The sequence below is a fragment of the Vibrio sp. ER1A genome (assembly GCF_000733315.1).
GTDB lineage: Bacteria > Pseudomonadota > Gammaproteobacteria > Enterobacterales > Vibrionaceae > Vibrio > Vibrio mediterranei.
The window spans coordinates 1-19,532 of sequence record NZ_JPJA01000102.1 but is presented as its reverse complement, the minus strand read 5'-3'; the positions used below and the strand labels follow the sequence as shown (position 1 = coordinate 19,532).

General features: G+C 39.4%; 18 protein-coding genes and 3 pseudogenes. 14 read left to right on the top strand and 7 right to left on the bottom strand.

Going from position 1 to position 19,532, the window contains the following annotated elements; all coding sequences use genetic code 11:
- Nucleotides 1-36: 36 nt before the first annotated feature.
- The 7 genes and pseudogenes from chbA to HW45_RS30430 all read left to right on the top strand — a co-directional run.
- Nucleotides 37-345 (top strand): annotated as a pseudogene (gene chbA / locus HW45_RS27865) (PTS N,N'-diacetylchitobiose transporter subunit IIA); the annotation flags it as partial.
- A gap of 29 nt (nt 346-374) precedes the next feature.
- Entirely contained in the window at nt 375-1,202 is an 828-nt protein-coding gene (chbR, locus tag HW45_RS27860; RefSeq protein WP_038231407.1) for a transcriptional regulator ChbR, read from the top strand.
- A 56-nt stretch (nt 1,203-1,258) separates the two neighbouring features.
- A complete protein-coding gene (locus HW45_RS27855) occupies nt 1,259-2,656 on the top strand; it encodes a 6-phospho-beta-glucosidase (RefSeq protein ID WP_038231405.1) in 1,398 nt (465 codons plus the stop codon).
- Nucleotides 2,657-2,678: 22 nt separating this feature from the next.
- The gene (gene chbG / locus HW45_RS27850; protein WP_051868477.1) at nt 2,679-3,473 is read left to right on the top strand and encodes a chitin disaccharide deacetylase; all 795 of its coding nucleotides are present in this window, start codon (nt 2,679-2,681) and stop codon (nt 3,471-3,473) included.
- A 128-nt stretch (nt 3,474-3,601) separates the two neighbouring features.
- Entirely contained in the window at nt 3,602-5,014 is a 1,413-nt protein-coding gene (locus tag HW45_RS27845) for a hypothetical protein (protein ID WP_038231401.1), read from the top strand.
- Between the two features lie 428 nt (nt 5,015-5,442).
- Nucleotides 5,443-6,258 (top strand): 5'-nucleotidase, lipoprotein e(P4) family, encoded by an 816-nt coding sequence (locus HW45_RS27840; RefSeq protein ID WP_038231400.1) that lies wholly within the window; start codon nt 5,443-5,445, stop codon nt 6,256-6,258.
- A 92-nt stretch (nt 6,259-6,350) separates the two neighbouring features.
- Nucleotides 6,351-6,560, top strand: a complete 210-nt coding sequence (locus tag HW45_RS30430) for a DDE-type integrase/transposase/recombinase (protein ID WP_081875929.1) — start codon at nt 6,351-6,353, stop codon at nt 6,558-6,560.
- Nucleotides 6,561-6,925: 365 nt separating this feature from the next.
- Here the strand turns inward: HW45_RS30430 and HW45_RS27830 are convergent, their stop codons facing one another.
- Both HW45_RS27830 and HW45_RS27825 read right to left on the bottom strand, forming a co-directional pair.
- Complete coding sequence (locus tag HW45_RS27830; protein WP_038231399.1) at nt 6,926-7,555, bottom strand: IbrB-like domain-containing protein; 630 nt, start codon at nt 7,553-7,555, stop codon at nt 6,926-6,928.
- Complete coding sequence (locus tag HW45_RS27825) at nt 7,545-8,813, bottom strand: DUF3440 domain-containing protein (protein ID WP_038231398.1); 1,269 nt, start codon at nt 8,811-8,813, stop codon at nt 7,545-7,547. The genes HW45_RS27830 and HW45_RS27825 overlap by 11 nt, the downstream gene beginning before the upstream one ends.
- Before the next feature lie 399 nt (nt 8,814-9,212).
- Between HW45_RS27825 and HW45_RS27820 the strand changes: the two are divergent.
- The 3 genes and pseudogenes from HW45_RS27820 to HW45_RS27805 all read left to right on the top strand — a co-directional run bounded on the left by HW45_RS27820 (nt 9,213) and on the right by HW45_RS27805 (nt 11,222).
- Nucleotides 9,213-9,950 (top strand): annotated as a pseudogene (locus tag HW45_RS27820) (IS6 family transposase).
- Nucleotides 9,951-10,268: 318 nt separating this feature from the next.
- Entirely contained in the window at nt 10,269-10,493 is a 225-nt protein-coding gene (locus tag HW45_RS27815) for a type II toxin-antitoxin system HicB family antitoxin (protein WP_051868473.1), read from the top strand.
- A 354-nt stretch (nt 10,494-10,847) separates the two neighbouring features.
- On the top strand, nt 10,848-11,222 hold the full coding sequence (locus tag HW45_RS27805) for a type II toxin-antitoxin system death-on-curing family toxin (protein ID WP_038231393.1): 375 nt from the start codon (nt 10,848-10,850) through the stop codon (nt 11,220-11,222).
- A 513-nt stretch (nt 11,223-11,735) separates the two neighbouring features.
- Here HW45_RS27805 and HW45_RS29675 read toward each other — a convergent pair.
- The 3 genes and pseudogenes from HW45_RS29675 to HW45_RS30125 all read right to left on the bottom strand — a co-directional run.
- Nucleotides 11,736-11,900, bottom strand: a complete 165-nt coding sequence (locus tag HW45_RS29675) for a hypothetical protein (protein WP_160171243.1) — start codon at nt 11,898-11,900, stop codon at nt 11,736-11,738.
- A 446-nt stretch (nt 11,901-12,346) separates the two neighbouring features.
- Entirely contained in the window at nt 12,347-12,487 is a 141-nt protein-coding gene (locus HW45_RS30130) for a hypothetical protein (protein WP_235225562.1), read from the bottom strand.
- A 120-nt stretch (nt 12,488-12,607) separates the two neighbouring features.
- Nucleotides 12,608-12,757: pseudogene (locus tag HW45_RS30125) on the bottom strand (DDE-type integrase/transposase/recombinase); the annotation flags it as partial.
- A gap of 121 nt (nt 12,758-12,878) precedes the next feature.
- Here HW45_RS30125 and HW45_RS27795 point away from each other — a divergent pair.
- Both HW45_RS27795 and HW45_RS27785 read left to right on the top strand, forming a co-directional pair.
- A complete protein-coding gene (locus tag HW45_RS27795; protein ID WP_038231391.1) occupies nt 12,879-13,184 on the top strand; it encodes a fibronectin type III-like domain-contianing protein in 306 nt (101 codons plus the stop codon).
- 1,112 nt (nt 13,185-14,296) lie between these two features.
- On the top strand, nt 14,297-14,488 hold the full coding sequence (locus tag HW45_RS27785) for a hypothetical protein (protein WP_038231388.1): 192 nt from the start codon (nt 14,297-14,299) through the stop codon (nt 14,486-14,488).
- A gap of 322 nt (nt 14,489-14,810) precedes the next feature.
- On the opposite strand, the gene HW45_RS28555 is transcribed toward HW45_RS27785, so the two are convergent.
- Nucleotides 14,811-15,584 (bottom strand): thioredoxin domain-containing protein, encoded by a 774-nt coding sequence (locus tag HW45_RS28555; RefSeq protein WP_051868469.1) that lies wholly within the window; start codon nt 15,582-15,584, stop codon nt 14,811-14,813.
- A gap of 444 nt (nt 15,585-16,028) precedes the next feature.
- Complete coding sequence (locus HW45_RS27775; protein ID WP_081875926.1) at nt 16,029-16,832, bottom strand: DoxX family protein; 804 nt, start codon at nt 16,830-16,832, stop codon at nt 16,029-16,031.
- A 562-nt stretch (nt 16,833-17,394) separates the two neighbouring features.
- Between HW45_RS27775 and HW45_RS27770 the strand changes: the two genes are divergently transcribed.
- Both HW45_RS27770 and HW45_RS27765 read left to right on the top strand, forming a co-directional pair.
- Nucleotides 17,395-18,495 (top strand): L-dopachrome tautomerase-related protein, encoded by a 1,101-nt coding sequence (locus HW45_RS27770; RefSeq protein ID WP_038231387.1) that lies wholly within the window; start codon nt 17,395-17,397, stop codon nt 18,493-18,495.
- A 334-nt stretch (nt 18,496-18,829) separates the two neighbouring features.
- Nucleotides 18,830-19,135 carry an NIPSNAP family protein gene (locus tag HW45_RS27765; RefSeq protein WP_038231386.1) on the top strand — a complete coding sequence of 102 codons (306 nt, stop codon included), beginning with the start codon at nt 18,830-18,832 and terminating at the stop codon, nt 19,133-19,135.
- Nucleotides 19,136-19,532: the final 397 nt, after the last annotated feature.

Here is a 19,532-nt window from a genome sequence, read left to right as displayed (position 1 = left end):
CTCGCGGGTGAATAGTTACGTGAAGAAAACCAAAACGAATTAGAAGATGTAGTCATGGGACTTATTATAAATTCAGGCGAAGCTCGCAGTTTAGCCTACGAAGCGCTAGCAAAGGCCAAGTCCGGTGACTTCAGCACTGCTTCGAAACTGATGGAAGATTCACGACAGTCACTTAATGAAGCTCATTTGGTTCAAACCAAGCTTATTGAAAATGATCAGGGGGAAGGAAGTAACGTTAGCTTGGTTCTAGTTCATGCTCAAGACCATCTAATGACATCAATGTTGGCAAAAGAGTTGGTATCAGAACTTATCGATCTCCATAGAAAATTAGAACTAAAAAACTAAGACCGTGCTGCTGATGTTGAGATTAGAAGATGAATATTAAATGCGTTCATGAGAATGAGATATTTAACGGTGAAAATTTCCATGTATTTATTTATCAAAAAACAGAGAGTATTACTGGTCTTCATCAGCATGATTATTATGAATTTACTATTGTATTGACAGGTAGTTATTTTCAAGAAATCGACGGAAAGAGGCTTTTGCTTGAGCGTGGGGAGTTTGCTTTTATTCCCGTAGGCTCTTCACATCAAAGTTTCTATGAATTCGGTTCAACTAGGATTTTGAACGTTGGCATAAGTAGAGTTTTCTTTGAACAGCATTACTCTCACTTGTTACCGGCCTATATAGAGGCATCTCGGAGCTATCATATAAAGGATGCATTTTTAAATTTCATCGAGTCAGTGACAGCATCTTTGCATTTTGTTGATAACGAATTCAATGAATTTATCGAAATTGTGTCTTTCTATGTCGTAAATAGACTGCGTCATTATCAGGATATAGATTCAGACTTAGGTTATATTCCAGCATGGTTAAAGAGAACGATTGATGGTATGCACGAAAAAGTCATGTTTACTGATCATGCACTTGAGAATATGATTTTTCTATCTGGTAAGACTCAAGAGTATTTGAATAGGTCAACTAAGAAGTATTATGATCAAACTCCAATGGAGATAATCAACTCAATAAGAATTAACTTTGCAAAAAAACAACTTGAGATAACAAACTACTCTATAACAGACATTGCATATGAGTCAGGTTATAGCAGTCCTAGTCTCTTTATTAAGAACTTTAAACGACTAACTTCGTTTACACCAAGTCGTTATCGAAAACTCATATTAAACATGAATAGCAGTGAATAGTACTAAACGTATGATTTAATTAACGCTAATTTAGTAAATAGTCAAAAGAGTGAAATATGTCAAATAAATTGAAAGTCGTTACCATTGGTGGCGGGAGTAGTTACACGCCTGAATTAATAGAAGGGTTTATTAAACGGTATCATGAACTGCCAGTTACAGAGCTTTGGCTAGTCGATGTAGATGCTGGAAAGGAAAAACAGAATATTGTATTTGAATTATGCCAACGCATGATTAAAAAAGCCGGGATCCCCATGACCATCTACCAAACACTAGATCGCCGAGAAGCTCTAGTTGACGCAAATTTCGTAACTACTCAATTCCGGGTCGGGCAACTATCCGCGAGAGAACTAGATGAAAGTATTCCACTTAGTCATGGTTGCTTAGGACAAGAAACAAATGGAGCAGGAGGTCTATTTAAGGGGCTTCGTACTATTCCTGTCATATTCGATATTATTAAAGATGTTCAGGATATTTGCCCTGAAGCTTTCATCGTTAACTTCACTAATCCATCAGGTATGTTAACAGAAGCGGTCTTCCGTCATACGAACTTCAAAAAATTCATTGGGGTATGCAACATTCCTGTTGGTATGAAGATGTTTATTAGCGATGTTCTTGGAGTTGAGAAAGATGATGATCTTTCTATCGATTTATTCGGGTTAAATCATATGGTATTTATCAAAGATGTTCTAGTAAACGGCATCTCCCGTTTTGATTACCTACTCGAAGGTATAGCTTCAGGAACACTGAAGGCTAGTCTAGTGAGAAATATAACAGAGCTTGAGTTTAGCCCTGGTTTTCTGCGCTCACTGAGGCTCATACCATGCTCATATCTACAATATTATTTCAAACAGAAAGAGATGTTAGCAATCGAAATGGCTGAATATTTCAAAGGTGGCGCTCGCTCTAAAGTCGTTCAGCAGATCGAGAAAGAACTGTTTGATTTGTATTTAGATCCGGAATTGGAAACAAAGCCACCACAGTTAGAACAGCGTGGCGGTGCGTATTATTCGGACGCTGCGTGCGACGTTATTTCTGCAATTCATAATGATAAACAGACTGAGCATTACGTAAACATCCCTCACCATGGTCAGGCTTTGTTGCCGAATTCANNGATTTCGGCAACAAAGCCCCATGGTCATGTAAATAATGTTCCTTACGATTGGGCTGTAGAGATGACATGCCTAATAGGGAAAACTGGTGCGGTTCCTCACCCACGAGTTACCACTTTCGACAGTAAAGTGCTCGGCTTAATTCACAGCATTAAGGCCTTTGAGATTGCCGCGGCTCAGGCAGCGATAAGTGGGCAGTTCTCAGATGTACTGTTGGCGCTTAACTTGAATCCGTTAATTGGCTCAGACAGAGATGCAGAGATACTGGCTCGTGAATTGATTATTGCGCATGCCCGGTACCTGCCAGCTTTCGCAGAAACAATTGAAATATTCGACCGAAAATAGTGCTTGAGAATTGGATTGCATCATGAAGAAATTACTTATTATAAATGCGGATGATTTTGGCCTGAGCAAGGGGCAAAATTACGGCATTATCGATGCATTTCGTGGTGGAGTAGTAAGGTCTACCACTGCCATGGTGACGATGAATGCCATTGAACATGCGGCAGAACTTAGCGCTGCTAACCCTGAGTTGGCTGTCGGTTTGCATTTTGTCTTAACACTTGGGCATCCGTTGACTAACGCTCCCTCATTGGTGGGCTGCGACGGTCAATTCAACAAAGACATTTGGGATAAAGCGGCTAGCAATCAACTAGTTATATGTGAAGTTGAGAAAGAACTGGAATGCCAATATCAAAAGTTTTGTGAGATCTTTGGCCGAAAACCTAGTCACATTGATAGCCACCATCATGTTCATATGATTGAACATATTTTCCCGACCGTTGCAAGATTCGCCAACGACAAAGAACTACCTGTACGTGTAGATCCAACAAGAGTTAGCCATAAAACACTAACAAAAAACCCTGTGACGACCAGCTCTTCATTCTGTGCAGATTTTTATGGGGATGAAATTTGCGCCGATATTTTTCTGGATCTAATAGAGAAAGACGGTATTTCTTCATTAGAAATAATGTGTCATCCCGCATATATCGATCAAGATTTGCTAAGTAGTAATTACAGTATGCCACGTCTTGTCGAACTTCAAGTATTAACAAATCCAAATATAGTGGAAGCAATTAAAAATAGTGGTTTCTATTTAGGTAATTTCACGAATCTTCCCTGGAACACACAACAAGTGAACTTTAGAACGAAAAGCAATTAGCTCGCCTAGTGAACCCTTGTATATCAGCCTATTTGTAATAGCTAAAAAATCCAAAATATGAATTAGGACAAGTGGTCGCGCAATCACAAGTAATGATAATAACTACCTTTAATTAGAGGATGTTACCCATGAGAAATAGCTCAAAAGTCTCTACAATAGCAGTTGCAATAATGTCAGTTTTTATTTTAAAGGCTATGGCAGCCGATACAATTGGAGCTGAGTATACCGAACCCGCCTCAAAGTTTTTTGAGGACTCCACTATTAGTGGAAACCTAAACTTCTTTATGAGAAAGAGGGATAGAGTTGGAATTGTTTCAGATAGTGGAGAAGACGGATCATATGACACCAATCTAGATCATGGATCAATTTTCGCCAATCTCGGTTTCAATTCTGGCTATATTGGTGGAATAGTTGGAACTGATCTAGTTATCTATAGTACTTTTGACATGTGGCAAAATGGCAGTGCAGATCATGAAATGAATTTCTGGAATGTTAATAACCCATTTGATAAGCAGGGAAAAACCAAACAATGTACTAATGTTTGGACCGATTGTAATGAAAATGGTGTGTCCTATGCAACGGCGAGTTTAAAATTCAGGTTCGGTGAGAATATCAAGGCATCTCTTGGATATATACAGCCTAGTGTACCATCAGCCCTCGGTGTCAACTGGTCTTATGCTCCCGGAACCTATCGTGGCGCCCAAATTGGCGGTAAATTTGATAACTTGGAACTAGGCTTTATTTATGCTGATGAATATAAAGCACCTTGGTTTAAGAAAACATACCGTTTGCAGACCACGGCAGGTGAGGACGCAGGAGAAGTGTATTCTGTAGGTGCACGATACACGCTTTCTAATGGAATTTTACTAGATGCCGGTTATGCTGGGTTAACCGTTGGCAATAGAAAGAATTTCCATTTAAAAGTTAAAGGCTCTACAACTGGCGGTTTCAATTGGTCTCCTCAAGTATATGTTGTCAGTGATGACGAACAATATGATAGTACGGCATTCCAAGCTGCCTTTATTTCCTCAAAATCAATAGGGCAATATACCTTTAGGGCAGATAGCACCTACACAAAAGCGAGCGCAAAAGATGATGGGAAAGGCACTGTTGGGAATTTTTCATATCGATTGACCAGTCAATATGGCGGGTCTAACGGTGCATATGATATTTGGTGGAATAATCGGTCCGATTTTAATCATGATGGCGAAATTGCTGGGTTCTTATCTGTATCACGCGACTTCTCCGACGTGGGGGGCAAGGGATTTAGCGCAGGGATCAGCACTGCTGGAGGCTTTGGTTCTACAACTAGCGCAACAAGAAAGTCCGGAGCACCTGTTGATGATTTAACAGAATATGCATACAGCTTATTTGCTAACTATGCGATACAAAAAGGGGCTTTAACGGACGCAAACATCTCGTTCTATTGGACTCAATATATTAATCCTACAAATGCTAGCAACTGGATTCCATATAGCAATTTGTTCCAAGATGAAAAAGATTTTAAGTTATCTTTGACTATACCATTTAATGTAAAATAAATATTGCATAGTATAGACGTGAGCGAGTTATAGAATGTAGATAGCTAGTTCATGTCTACGCGATTACCTATTCAATCTACTGCTAACGAAGTATCCTCAAATTGTAACTGAGAAGAAAATGACAACATATTTGGTTGTAACAGTGGATTTTAATTATTTTGTATTTCATTGCGTAATTCTAAATAGAATTAACAAGTACAATAAGTAAAATTTATTTATCTATTTATATGTATTGTGTTTGAATTAATTTATGATTATTTTTAACCGAATTTGTTGGAATTGTGCGCGCAATCGATATAAAAAGACGTTTGTCTTCGGCAAGCTTATAATCGTGATCTCATTCACAAACCATCTTTAATTTGTTTCATAATCTAATTTAGTTTCATTAACTCAATAAATTAATTGATAAATAAAATAACCATGAGGTCATGATGACAAAACTTACTGCAATAACTGGTGTTGTGCTAGCAATGGGAGTTTCGCTTTCGGTAAATGCTGATACGAAAACAGATGACAACTATCAATCAGTTTTAGCCGAACAATATACCATGGCGCTGGACTATGTACAGAACTCTGCGGAGGTAAAGGCCTTGTACCATCAAGTTTTCAATATGGCTCAATATCAATTTGATAAAGCTGAGCCTAAAAATGGCTTGAAAAAAGCAGTAATTGTAGATATTGACGAAACTATGCTCGACAACAGCCCTTATACCGGTTGGCAGGTCATGAATCAAACTTCATTTTCAGGCAAAACTTGGGATAAATGGAATGAAGCTCGCTCTGCAGAGGCGACGCCAGGTTCTGTAGCTTTTACGCATTATATCAATGAGCATGGCGGCAAAATATTCTATGTATCTAATAGAAGCAATAAGTTGCTTAATGCGACAACTGATAATATGAAAGCACTAGGGTTCTCAGGCGTAAGTGACAATACTGTGTTATTGAAGACAACAACAACAGTGAAAGGCGAACGATTCCAACATATTAAAGATATGGGTTATGACGTGGTTGCTTACATTGGTGATAACATAAATGACTTTACCGACTTTGGTCATGGTAAAACAAACACTGAGCGCTCTAAGTTCGTAGAGCGAAATGCGGATAAATTCGGCATGAAATTTTTTATTCTACCAAATCCACTTTATGGTGGTTGGGAAGGTGGTTTAGGTGAGAATTATTTCAAAGCTAATGATGTTAAGTACAAAGCACGTCGAGATAATATTCACGCGTGGGATGGAAAATGAACATTTTAAGTACTTGCCATAAAATGTAACTACCAAAATTCTCCTTCTTCTGGTTTACGAGGGAGAATTATAAAAGTTAACTACATCCCACTATTTGGTCATTCGATTTCTTTCTGTCTACCACTCGTAACGCGAAAGCGGCCCATCGCTTTTTCGCTAAGGTGTTGAGAGGACTCAAAAGTTGGGAATACCCTCTCACAATCAATACGGATAAAGCGCCAGCATACGGTCAGGCTATTCGAGCGTTAAAATCTCAAGGTAAATGTCCAGGTGAGATGGGTCATCGGCAAGTCAATATCTAAACAATGCTGTCGGGGCGGATCATGGAAAATTGAAACGGCTTATCCACCCAGTTTGTGGGTTCAAATCCATGAAAACGGTGTATGCCACTTGAAAGGTTTTGAGGTGATGCATATGTTCAAGAAAGGTCAATTTGAAATGTGGCAATACGGCCGAGGAACAGCAGGAGAGATCTGTCTAATCACTAATGCATTAATGAGGAGTTGATAGTTTCCCTCGTGGTTTCATTCCTCACGATACTTATTTGCAACAGAGCCAGATAAACTATGTTACTCTCCTATCTCTTTTCTGATGATTTGGGCGTAACCCTTTGTGTAGGTCTTTTTGTTGTGGTGTACCTCATTTTATCATGAACTAATCGATTTGATTACTCCCAAGCCATTGAAAATTCGTTATCTTTAAAAGCAGCAGCTAATCCGGTGACCTGTTGCATCCGAAGTACTTCGTCGCCATCCATACCTAGTTCTCTACCGATATCTTCATTGCTCCAATCTAGTTTTTTTAGTTTCATGACTAATTGAGCAGTCAGCTCTACTTGATGTGCTCCGCGAGCCATATTGTGCCTAACTGAAGAAGACATCCTTTCATCAAGCTCTTTATTTAGAATAACTGTAGGAACATAGTTTCCCAGTGACTTATTGATAATAGGATCTGACTTTAAAAGCCTACTTCTATGATACCCATCAATAATAACTAGATCCTTGGAATGGGGTTGGCGACCGGCAACCACTGGCATTGTTAAGCCATCTTGTATGATTGAGTGTCGTAAGAGTTTATACTCTGGTGGAGCAACTTTGTTTGGGTTGTAATCGTTGTCCTTTAAGGTATCACTTTTGACAAGTCGAACATCTAACGTAGGATGGTCAAATGGAACTAGTTTTGCACCGAAAGCTGATAATAAGTTAAAGATCTGAACTCTTTGTTCAACGTTTAAGCTAGGGGAATCTAACTCAGATAGAGATAACAAGAGTCCTTTTATCTTTTCTTCATATGTCATTTCTCATGTACTCCTTGGCTAAATATTCTTGGTAAAGTGTTATATATTGTTCTGTAAGGCTTTGGTTTGCTCCAAACGATAGCCCTCTACACCAGTAGTCGTTTTTGATTAGAACTTTACATATCCGTCTCCAACTTGGAATCTTCTTTTGAGCTTCAAGCTTTTTGTCCGCATAGTCAGGTATGCTGTATATACCACAATTTTTACCATTTTTACGCCACCAAACCAAAAATTGATAAATCCGTTTTTTGTAATGGGCAGACAAATGAGGTGGCATAGTTCTAAGAAGGTATTTGCTGTACTGTCTGTATGTATACCCTTTGGGTAAATCAAACTTGTAATATCCTAGAATGCGTCCTTGATCTTTGCTGTAACGGGCTCCGAAATTGCAGCCTTCAACACGCTCTACTAGCTTTCTCCAAGTTTCTGGCTCTAATATTTGGTAAAGCCATAATCCTTTACGCTGATCATCGCCAAATGGTTGACAAAGGCGCTGATTAGCTAATGAAACACCAGCTTGCGACATCAGGTCATAGATTTTATTGTACTCCCAAGAAAATCTTCCATTGGCGATCCAAATATCTTCGGTTTTCCAATCGTAAATGGGAAACGCCTTGTAAAACTGTTCCGAAACCATAGTCGTCCAGCGGTTTCCTTGATAACAAGCTTTTTTCGGATTTTTGACGGTTCTGTAACGATGCAGAGACTCGTCAGAACGGATAGCGATTAAACATGCACATAGTGTTTTCTTTTGTTCTTGATACCAGAGTCCAAAACAATGAACGAATTCTTCGAACTCCATTCCAACTTTAAAAAACGGAAAAAACAACGGGTCACTAATAATTGCTGGGTTATTCGGTATATTGCGTAGCCATTTAGTTCTCTGATTGGGATCCCAACATAACCACTTAGGTTGAAACTGTGAGACGGCATTGCGTAGACTTAAGGGTAGACAGACCCAATAAGGATTGATTTCTCTTTGGTTAACCATGTGTTCTATAAAGTCAATGGTATGTTGGTATTGAGCCTCTAAGTCTACTATCAATACGTCAACAGGTAGCCTGTTTCTAATTCTTGCTTCTTGAATAATCAGGTGGAGCAAGACACCAGAATCTTTACCACCTGAAAATGCAACGTAAAAATTAGGGAAGTTATCAAACAAGTACTTAATTCTATCTAATGTGGCTTCATAGACGTTAACCCCAATCTGTCGTTTACCACCCGATTTAATTCTTTTCCTAACCTTTGTAATGGACATGCTTCATCCTTATCATTTCCTTAAAAAAGAGAAAACTCTAAATTAACGTTACCATGGGATGGAAAATTAATAAGTACGGATTTGTATTAAGTTCTACGTAAGCGGGGACTCTGGGAGTACAGAGGTCAAGTTTGAATAACTCGATCTAAGTTATAGAAACACTGCTTTAGCTTTTAATAAGCTAGCATTGGAAAATCTAAACCGTATCGCGAGTATACTTCAGGTGCCAATATCTTTACGAAAATACAGAAGCTGAAGTCATGTTTGCACATTAGAATGGTTGTTTAGTTATTTCTAGTTCTTAGAAGAGGTCAGATTGAATGCTAACGATAGGGGCTTGTTGCAAAAAATGTAGCAAAGACTCAGAATTTCGCTTTCCCCATCTAATGCAGCTTCTCAATGACTAACCCCGAATTTAAATGGAAACATTTTGCCCCCGAAATCATCTTATGGTGCTTGCGCTGGTATGGTTCAACTCCAATGAGCTACGCCAACCTCAGTGACATGCTGCAGGAGCGAGGAATTTCGGTTAACCGCTCTACTAGTTATCGTTGGTTCATTGAATATGCTCCAGCATTACGGAAAAAATTACGTCATCGTCAATTCATCCGAGCCGACTCTTTGTGGCAGCTCGATGAAACCTACGTCAAGGTAAAAGGAAAATGGCATTATCTGTATCGAGCTATCAACAAACAAGACGAGACACTGGACTTCTATTTCTCTCGCAAGCGTAATAAAGACGCCGCTTATCAATTCCTAAAGCGATGACTAAGATACTATGATGTATACACTCAGCCTAATACCTTGAATACTGACAAACATTCCTCGTATGCCAATGCGATTGCCCGTCTGAAGAAGGAGGGGCGACTTCGAGCGGATGTCGAGCAACGGCAAGTGAAGTATCTCAATAATGGTATTGAATCCGATCACGCCCCCATCAAGAAACCCGTAGTAGGCACAGGCGGTTTTAAAATTCGAAAGCGAGCTTGGTCAACCCTTCAGGGATTCGAATCCTTACGGATGTTGAACAAAGGGCAGTTTGATTTCTGGTTACGTCGAGATGAACGTAAAGTGCTTGTGAGGGAGAGATCCGCCTTCATGAATTGTTTGTTCAATGTTGAGGTAGTTTTTAACTAGAAATGGACAACGGAATGGCTGAACTCACATCTCAATATTTTTTACAACAAGCCCATTGGTGATGAGTTTGCGCTTGGATTCGTCAGCGGGATATCCATAAAGCTACCAACTTATGAACAGGCAGAAAGTGAGACGACACTTATTGAGCGCTACATAGATCAAGAATTTGGCGAGCTAGTTAGTGCCGGCGTCCGAGAACGAGAAGCAAAGCGAGCTTATCAGCATCATGAGGCAGGCAGAGACGAGGGAGCCAAGGCTAATATTGCCGTAGGCGTTAATGGTACATCGAAAGAACAATTATTTTTGGAGTAAGTTGATATGAAGATAAGATTCCCAATCGCCATCGAGCGGGGAAACGCGAATGAAGTTTGGGGTGTTGTCGTTCCTGATCTGGTTGGATACTACAGCGCTGGAGATAGCTACGATGATGCATTAGTCATGGCCAAAGAGGCTATCGAAACGATGTGCGAAGTACTGAACGAAGAAGGCAAGGACATTCCAGAGCCAAGCCGCATAGATGATCATATTGATGGCCCAGACTAGTCTGGATGGCTATGGGCTTATGTTGAGATTGAGACATAAGATTGCCTTGCACTAATATTACCAAGACTTATAATTTTGATGTGGCTAGGACTCGCGATCTGAACGCAGGGATACTGTTGCTCTGCTGCCACTTCGAACTTCAACAGCAACCAGAACAGAGGTTTGTATGAATGAAGAAACCAAAGCTTTGATAGATGAATCAAAGCACAAGACACGCAAGAGAGTTAAGATCACGTCTCAGGGCGACTATGAATCTCTATTTATCAATTCTCGCACTCGTCAAATATATATACGCAAGCTAGCAAAGAACGTGGTTCGAAACCATAAAAAGACAATGGAGCTGCTGGCTGATAAATGATTTCCCTTAGCATCGATGATGTCGTAACTATCCACGACTCAATTCTAGAGACAGAGCGAGGCGCTGCAGGCTATCACGGAGACGACAGGCTGGGTGGCGCGCTTGGCCGAATTGATAATCAGATACAATACAATGGTCTTGACGATGTTTTTGACATTGCCGCTTGGTATGTTGAAGCCATTGCCATGGGGCATTGTTTCGCAGATGCCAACAAACGCACGGCGTTAGCCTCAGCTCTCACATTTCTTGAATGGAATGACATCTCAATTGAGGAAGATGAGCGCCTAGCTTCTGTGGTTGAAGATTTGGTTAAACGGAATATTGATCGCAATGACCTAGCTGATGTCTTCAGTTCGTTATCAATTCTGTAGATTTCGCGGCTAGGTATTGCCTTACCGAACAGGCTCTGGTCACCTCATCGGGGTCATGCTGCAACTAATACCATTAGAGAGCCAATCGGCTCTCTTTTCTTTTGGAACCAATATGTATTACATACTCATCGGAAAGAACCCAGTTAAAATCGACAGCATTGCAACAAGCCCACAGGATTCGATGGGATTACCAGCCAATGGCCGACCATTTCAGCGAGTATTACTTTGATCGTTCTGCTGCAGAGCTTTGGTTCGACCAAGTGATTCATGAATTAGATTTTAAAGGGTAATTGGGAGGTTTCCCCTGCGGCGAGATTAGGTTGCAGGGGAGAATCAAAGGATTACAAGAATAAGGAACAAATCAAGCCTTTGAATTAGGTCACTTCATTAGAAGTTGTATCGCAGGCGAACACGCATGCCGTAATCAGCTACGCTGCCATTGATGTATTCAATTTCACTTCAGAGTAATAAACGCCTGTTGATGTAGTTAGCGAGTCAACAAGGAAGTCATTGTTAGGCTGTAAGACGCGTTGCATCTATGTCGTCTCTCATTTCTGTGGGGTTCAGATTGTAATTCATGCAGAACGCGCCAATACCATATCCATAAGCCGCTACGTTAGCGCCCAATGTCTCTACGGTTTTTTCAAGGCCTTCACCAAAAACGTCTACGTCAGCCATTTGGCGAGTGTAGTTAAGGTTGAAGCTAGCAGCGCCGAAAGAAATATTAGTTATAGTGGCTACGCCAAGTTTGCTTGCACCCTCAGAAGCTTTGTCAAAAGACTTCTCTATACTAACAGACTAAGAGAAGTGTCCGCTTGGAGTGATTGTAAGAACTAGACGAACTGTGACTTCATCAGTGTTAGCTTTATCAGCTGCACCATCATGACGACCACGATATTCATTGTCACGGTAATGGGCTGCAAATAGACCTGTATCGTGAAGAGGAGCGCTTCAGCGTCATCCATGAAGATATCTAGCTAGTTGGAGAAAGAATAGCTGCCTCATAGCGGTTTTGTCGTAATTTCTACTTGGGGACCGAACAGACTGTTTTACAGACGCAATTATTTCGCAAGTGAGTAAAACTGTTCAACAGCAGTATCCTCTTCAGCCCAATTTGACCCTGCTTAATCATCTTCCACATTACTCAACCATGAAGGCTCGCTGCTGACTCCTCTAATGACTTCTATCCAAGGGCCTGGCGTGTCTTCTGTTTTACCCAACGATGACTTTGCACAATGATATTGTTGAGATGTTTGATATCCCATATCTCGATCAATGGCAGCACAAAGAAGCCTGTTAACCAAAGTTGAACATTCATTGCATCGATGGCAGCGTAGTTTTTTACTACCATCAATGGCCAATTTCTCGTGCAGAACATGTTGAGCTATAGTCTTATTCAGAAAGGCTTTGGCAGCAGCTTCATCGCGATGGGGGTTAAGATAATAATCAATGACCTCTCCAAACTTATCGACCCGTCGATAGTAGTAAAGTCATTTTCCTTTTACTTTGACATAGGTTTCATCCATACGCCACGAAGTAGAGACGGGCTTTTCTTGGACCTCACTTTATGTACCAAAACAGGTGCAAATTTGGTAACTCAACGACTCTTTTGGCTTTGGCCTTACTTACAGCCGTTTCAGTTATTACGGGCTGGAAGTGTCCAGCCTGACCGATGGCAGCTTAAAAGTGCAGGTCAACTTAACTAATATTGGTGACGTTACCGCTACAGAGGTGGTTCAGTGTTATCTGTCTCGAACCTCCACGTCGACTACCCGTCCGGCACGAGAGTTGAAAGCGTTCACTCGGGTTCTGCTTGAACCAGGTAAGAGTAAAAATGTTGAGTTGTTAATTCCTAAGGACCAACTAGCCTATTATGGTGTATCAGGATGGACAACCGAATCTGAGACTTTGACTTTGTTCGTAGGTGGTGATTCAGATTGCCGTTTGTCTCAGATGCTCTAAATCTAACAAGAGTAACGATATCTTATGTGATAATCGTTTCAGAGCGGGCCCGCTTATTGTCTGGCTTTTGGCCTTTCAACAGATTGTTTGTCTTTATTTCCACGACTTCAGTGAGTAGTCTTTTTAAGTTACGGTATAAATGAACAAGGTTAATTAGTATTCACGAAGTAAGCACTGGTAGGGTAGTGATGAGGTAAACGGTTATTTCCGTGGCAGGGCTGACGTTGAGAAATATCGTCGATGACGACTAGAGTTTAGTTGCAAAACAGTCTGCAACATAGCAAATTACTACCTCTGAACTATCCGCTGAAGAGTAAGGTGAAGGATATATACGTTTGTTCAGTTAGTATTAAGTTGCACTCTTACCATCAGAGCTGATTAAAAATCGGTATTAAAAACACGGAAAGAATCACAAAGATTTCCAGTATGAGTATTAGGTTTTTCATGATAGGGTCTCTCGCAACAACTCTTCAATAAACAAAATAACGCAAAAGATAGAGACCGCTAACGCTGGACGAATCAAAATATCATATATAATGTCAACTCCCTCTGACTTTATGTACTCTATTGCCTTCACGAAAATGGAATGGAAAAGCCACTTAACTGTACGACAACTCGTTTTGGTTGTAGCATTGGAAGTAATAAACATCACGCAACCTTTTATCACACCAACAAGACAATATACAACTACTATTGTTTACGACTAAAACGGACTTCTAGGAATTAAAATAGTATACGATACCATGCTGTTATACCTCAGTCGTCCTACTTCACACGAAACATGTATATCTAAAAACTAATATAGTAACTAGGATAGTGTAATAGCTGTGGTTAAAAAGTGACCATCATCTTGTTTTTATTATATTTATCATAACTCATATTTTCTGTGTATTTTGTTGTGCATCTATATTTTCTGAGTCGACACTATGACTCAAAATAGTGCGTAACTGATGAATTGTTTCAAAATTGAGTAATAACCGTCATTCCGCACCATATTTNNAATATGCTGCGGAATCTCGGTAATAAGCTTACGAAGTTACCAAAATTAGAAAAGGTAGCTACGCTTACAAAGGTTTAGTGCTCGAGATAAGAGTTGTAATGGGGATGGAAAAATGAGAAAAATAATAATTCAGTTTACTCAAGAAGGCCGATATGTTGATAATGCTTGGGAAGGAAAATTCCACGTACTTAAAGGTGAACAAAAAGCAGTATCTCCCTCTCTTGCTATGCGATTGGTTGGAAGTCGTCTAGCTATAGCCGTGTTAGGAGAAGATGGTAAACCACTTGTGTTACCAGAGAAATAAGCAACAATTGTTGTTTCAAAAAACGCGAGTGTTTGCCTTCCTAAAGGAGAAACCTTATATTTTTAGACAAAAATATAAGGGCTGAAATCGTAAAGAAAATCGTGAGTAGACTATAGTTTTTATCTGTGTTTTTAACGATTTTGAGTGCTCAGTTAAAAGCCTGGTTAAATATAAAACCGTTGGATACTTATAGTAACTATTTCTCGAAAGACCAGATAAATCGAAAACTGGTGTCTGGCCTTTTTAAGGAAACTAGTAACGATATCAAAAGTATAACCACTAGTTTCAGTGTTAGATTCATTAATTTAAGGCAACCTAAGTATTATCGTATTTCAGCTTTTATGACTGCTTCATCAAGGTAGTTTTTTGTCACGGCTCCTTGCATGAAGCTAATACTATCCTCATTTATTTTCTTCTTGTTTGAAGGTGTAGGAAGAACAATGAAAGTAGGAGTGCCTTTTACGGAAATCTCCTTCGCCAAAGATAGGTCATTGTTAAGTATATCGCGATGGGCGTTGTTCAAATTTCCTTCTGGCTTGATTACAACTCCTGATAAACCAGCAATTTCATCTACTTTTCGTTTAGTTAACTTATGTGTTCTTAGCATTGCTGTGTACTCTTTACCATCATCATTTAGAGCTGTAAATTGTGCATTATGATATCTTAAGAATAAGCTTGAACCTCCCTGTCTATAGGCTTCTAAAGCTGTCAGTGCAGCATATCTTGAAACCTCTCCCATTATGGGGAGTTGTTTGAAAACTACTCTTACGTTTTTATGTGAGTTGATGAATTTTTCAAATTCAGGAAATGCTTTATGGCAATACATACATTGATAATCTAGAAATTCAATAACAGTAACAGGGGCGTCCTTCGAACCAATTGCAGGACTATAGGGATCCAAAGCTAATTGGTTACTATCTGAAATGATAGTCTTAATAACGGCTTTGCTTGTAGAGGGGAGAGAGTTAAGAAGAGGGAAAGTGTTTTCTGCACTATCGTTATTTGTCTTTGCAAAAGCGCTATTCAAGAAAACAAGTCCAATGGCAACGAGAAATACTGCGCGTTTTGAACCTTTGTTAATTGAAAATTCCATCATATAATCACCGTATTTGAAACAAAAACCTAGAATGGTTAGCTTAGTAGAAGTACCGGGTTACTTATTAAGAGAAGGGTGTACTTTAGACGTTAACCTTGGGGGATGGTCAAGTTTTTATTTTTTAACGTAATGATCCGATATTAATAAATATAATTATGAATTGGGTTATTATATAAAGGCCAGAAATTAGGGGGTTAGACGTTTCATATGGTTATGCTCTTTTTACAAAAGGGCATAACATTTTTCAGTTAGGTCTTTAAAAAACAATCTCCTCGAGGATTTAGGCTATGCCACTAATGGCTTAATCTGAAATAGGTATTTTTGTCACTAGTGTTGGTGTTTTAATTTAACGTACAGATTGTAATTTTCACTATCATTAAATAGATACCACTGTTAGGCTGCGGATATCTCCTTGAGTATTATTCTGTTGCTAGTAATGGATTGTTAAGCGCCAGAAAGTATTCGAACGATTCCGTGATTAGAGCGTTCTGTTAGGTAATGACTATCCAAGGAAATTGGACCAGCGGTCTTAGAGAACATGAATGGATAAGTCACCATGAAGAAGAAAAAGCCAAGCTCCCACCCGCCCTCAGGTAGGGCCCAAGTGTAACCCGCCTCAAAGTGTCCACTTAATAGCTGTGCGATAACAAGATACCCAGACGCTACAAAAGCACCGAATCGAGTCAGTAGCCCGAGGCCAAGACTAATAGCCGAGACAAACTCTAAAAGACCATCAAGAATTATCACATAATGTGTGAAAGAAATCGGGAAGTCTATCCCAATAAGGTTGCTACCTACTACGTGAGAAAAGAATCTCACTAAACTCGGGTCAAGCTGTGACGTGAATAGCTTCCCGGTGCAATGTGTTAGCCAATTCAGACCAATGAACATACGAATAAGCGTTAATGCTGTTGCTCGATTGCCTGTTTTCTTATGGCTTTTCCTCACTAAGTCTACTAGTTGTAGTAATAACGGAATGTAAATAATCGCTGCACTCCAACCCACAATAGACCAGTTGTGTTGATCTGCATTGCTGACGACGATTGTCGTAGAAAAAATGGTGAAAAGTAGTCCAGGAACACTGTTGTCTTTATACCCAAAAGCAAATACAGGTATTAGAACTGCAAAGCCAATCATACATATCGTAGACCATATTCCATCGTATTTGTCCATTTGAGAAATAGTAAGAAATGTGACACAAAGACCCATCAATGTTGTAACTGGCCAATAACGGTTATACGATTTCATATTTAAGTTCCGGTTATGCTTTATACTTAGGATACTAAATGGAATCAGCAAAAGTGTGACTTAGCATAGAAATCCAAGCGTTTATATAACTGGACAGCTTATTAGCGGATTTACTAAAGACCTAAATCAAACTCAAAGATAAGTAAAAATAACCAAATTAGAATAAGCGGATAATAAAAATAACCAACCTTGATTATGCGAAATTAGACTTTGTCAAAATAGAACCATTAATGACTCATTTCTTATAGAACGTAATGAACTTATTAGAGAGATAGATTACATCTCAAATTATGTAACTATCGTTTATGTACAGCATTTATCAAAATACTATTGTTACTTTGCAATAAAATAATCATCTTTCTTTCAACTATAATAAGGTTAAAAATAGCAATTAGTAAGTTGTAATGATACATCAATGTAGATTCTAAATGCTTGAACATACCGCAATAATCCCTACGAAAATTTGAAAGTAATTCAAATGGCCAGACCGTTATCGTTTGTCATTCAATTGTTATAGTAACACCGATTATAGCAAGACCGTACTAAGACAAGGAGATAATCAATGTTCAAATCCACATTACGAACTGGGCTAATCTTGATAGCCATTGTTATTGTAAAAAGTAGTATCGCCGGTGAGTTTAGCTATGGACCATTAGAAACCGTCACTGAGTTTAATGATTATAGAGAGGCTGGTGTCACAGTGACTCCTCAAGGTAGAGTGTTGGTTAGTATGCATCCGTTAGACAACCCTACCTATAGCGTTATTGAAGTCATGGCGAACGGAACAAAACGTCCATTTCCAACTGTTGATTGGGCCGATGGGCCAAACATTGGCAAAGTGGGTATGACAGCGGTTATAGGTATCCACAGTGACAAAAGGGGGATTGTATGGATGCTTGATATGGGAGACGATCAACACCCTACGCAGTTAGTAGCCTGGGATACGATTGCTAACAAGTTATCTAGAAAAATCGTTATTCCTAAGACTTCTTTGGAAAGTAATTCATTTGCACAAGATTTTGTTATTGATGAAAAAAGAGGAAAGATTTATATAGCAGACATGTCGTTAGGTAATTTTGTTGGTGAACCAAAACCAGCAATTATTGTTGTTGATATTAAGACCGGCATCTCAAAGCGAGTACTGGAGAGTATTGATGCTTTTCTATCACCGCCCAAAGATGTCGTGATTAACGCGACAGTTTTGGCTTCAAAAGGAAATGGTGCTAAGACGAACAAACTTTATTTTGGTCTAAACCCAATAGCAATTGATGATAACTACGATTGGGTTTATTTTGCTACAATGAATGGCACTGATATTTACCGAATCCCAACTAAATCGCTGGTGAATGACACGCTTTCCAGAGAAGCTCTTGAGGCTAAGATTGAGCGGTTTGGTCCTAAGAATCCGAGTGACGGAATGTTGTATGTCCCAAAACTAGGCGTTGTTGTGACCGATCTAGAACACAACGCTGTTGGACTATCTGTGAACAATACTTATAAAGTATTAATTAAAAACAAACAGTTGTCATGGCCGGACAGCTTAGCTGTAAGTGGCGACTACATTTATGTTACGCAGAACGAACTGCATCTTCATCCGGCTTTCAGTCAAGGCTTAGGTAACTCAAAACCACCCTATAAATTGATGAGATTCAAGTATAAATAAACATATATATTTGATGGTCACGAACCAGGCCTCATTTTTAAGAAGAGGCCTAATCGTAAGAGACTATTGAGCTGTTCTTGAGAAGTACACGCTGGTGTATGGCTTTACCACAACCGTACTAGTTGGTCTATTATCCCACAGTAATGATGCTTAGAATACGGTATCTGGATTGGACGAATTCTATTAGTGCCTTATTATGGTATACGGATTATGAGATAGAACATTTTGATTTAAGAATCTACAAGGTGTTTACCTTCGCCCGCTTATGTATAAAAGTTGTTGGTGAAATGTTATTCTTTCACTGCGATCTTCAAAATATAGAGGAGTTCTGTATATGATTACATGTTACGTTAGGTATATAATTGACCCGAAAAAGATTAGTGATTTTGAAGTTTACGCGAGAATGTGGATCCCACTAGTAAAAAAGTTCGGGGGTACGCACAATGGTTACTTTTTACCATCAGAAGGGGCAAATAACGTAGCCCTTGCTCTCTTCACATTTGAATCTTTTTCAGCATACGAGGACTATCGACTGAAGTCACTAGATGATATAGATTGTATTGAGGCAGTTGAGTTCGCGGAGAAAACGGATTGTATTGTTAGCTACGAGCGAAGCTTTTTTAAGCCAGTCTTTAGTTAATTGCTAACACGTATTGCGTAGTGACGTATTCCTATGTACTTTTCATCCAAATGGTGACCATCTACTAGAAACTCACCGGCATTCTCTTTGCCAAAATTAGAGTGCGGTAAGTTGGGTGTGTTGCTTACAAGATGGCATTGTTCTCAGTTCAAGACTTCAGATGTGTTTAGTTACTTTCGCCTAAAACCCAGAATAGAAACTAGAATCCGGTAGGAAAGAGCCTTGATATCAGCGATTGCTGTTACCAAGGCGTGCCCATTTTGAACCAAATAAGAATAAAAGAAATGGACACATAGAGAGTACACTGGATGAGGAAAGAATGGAAGCATAGTGCGGCTTTGTTGCCGAAATCGAATGAACTAAATCAAAATTTTATGATCAGATCAGGGACATTCAT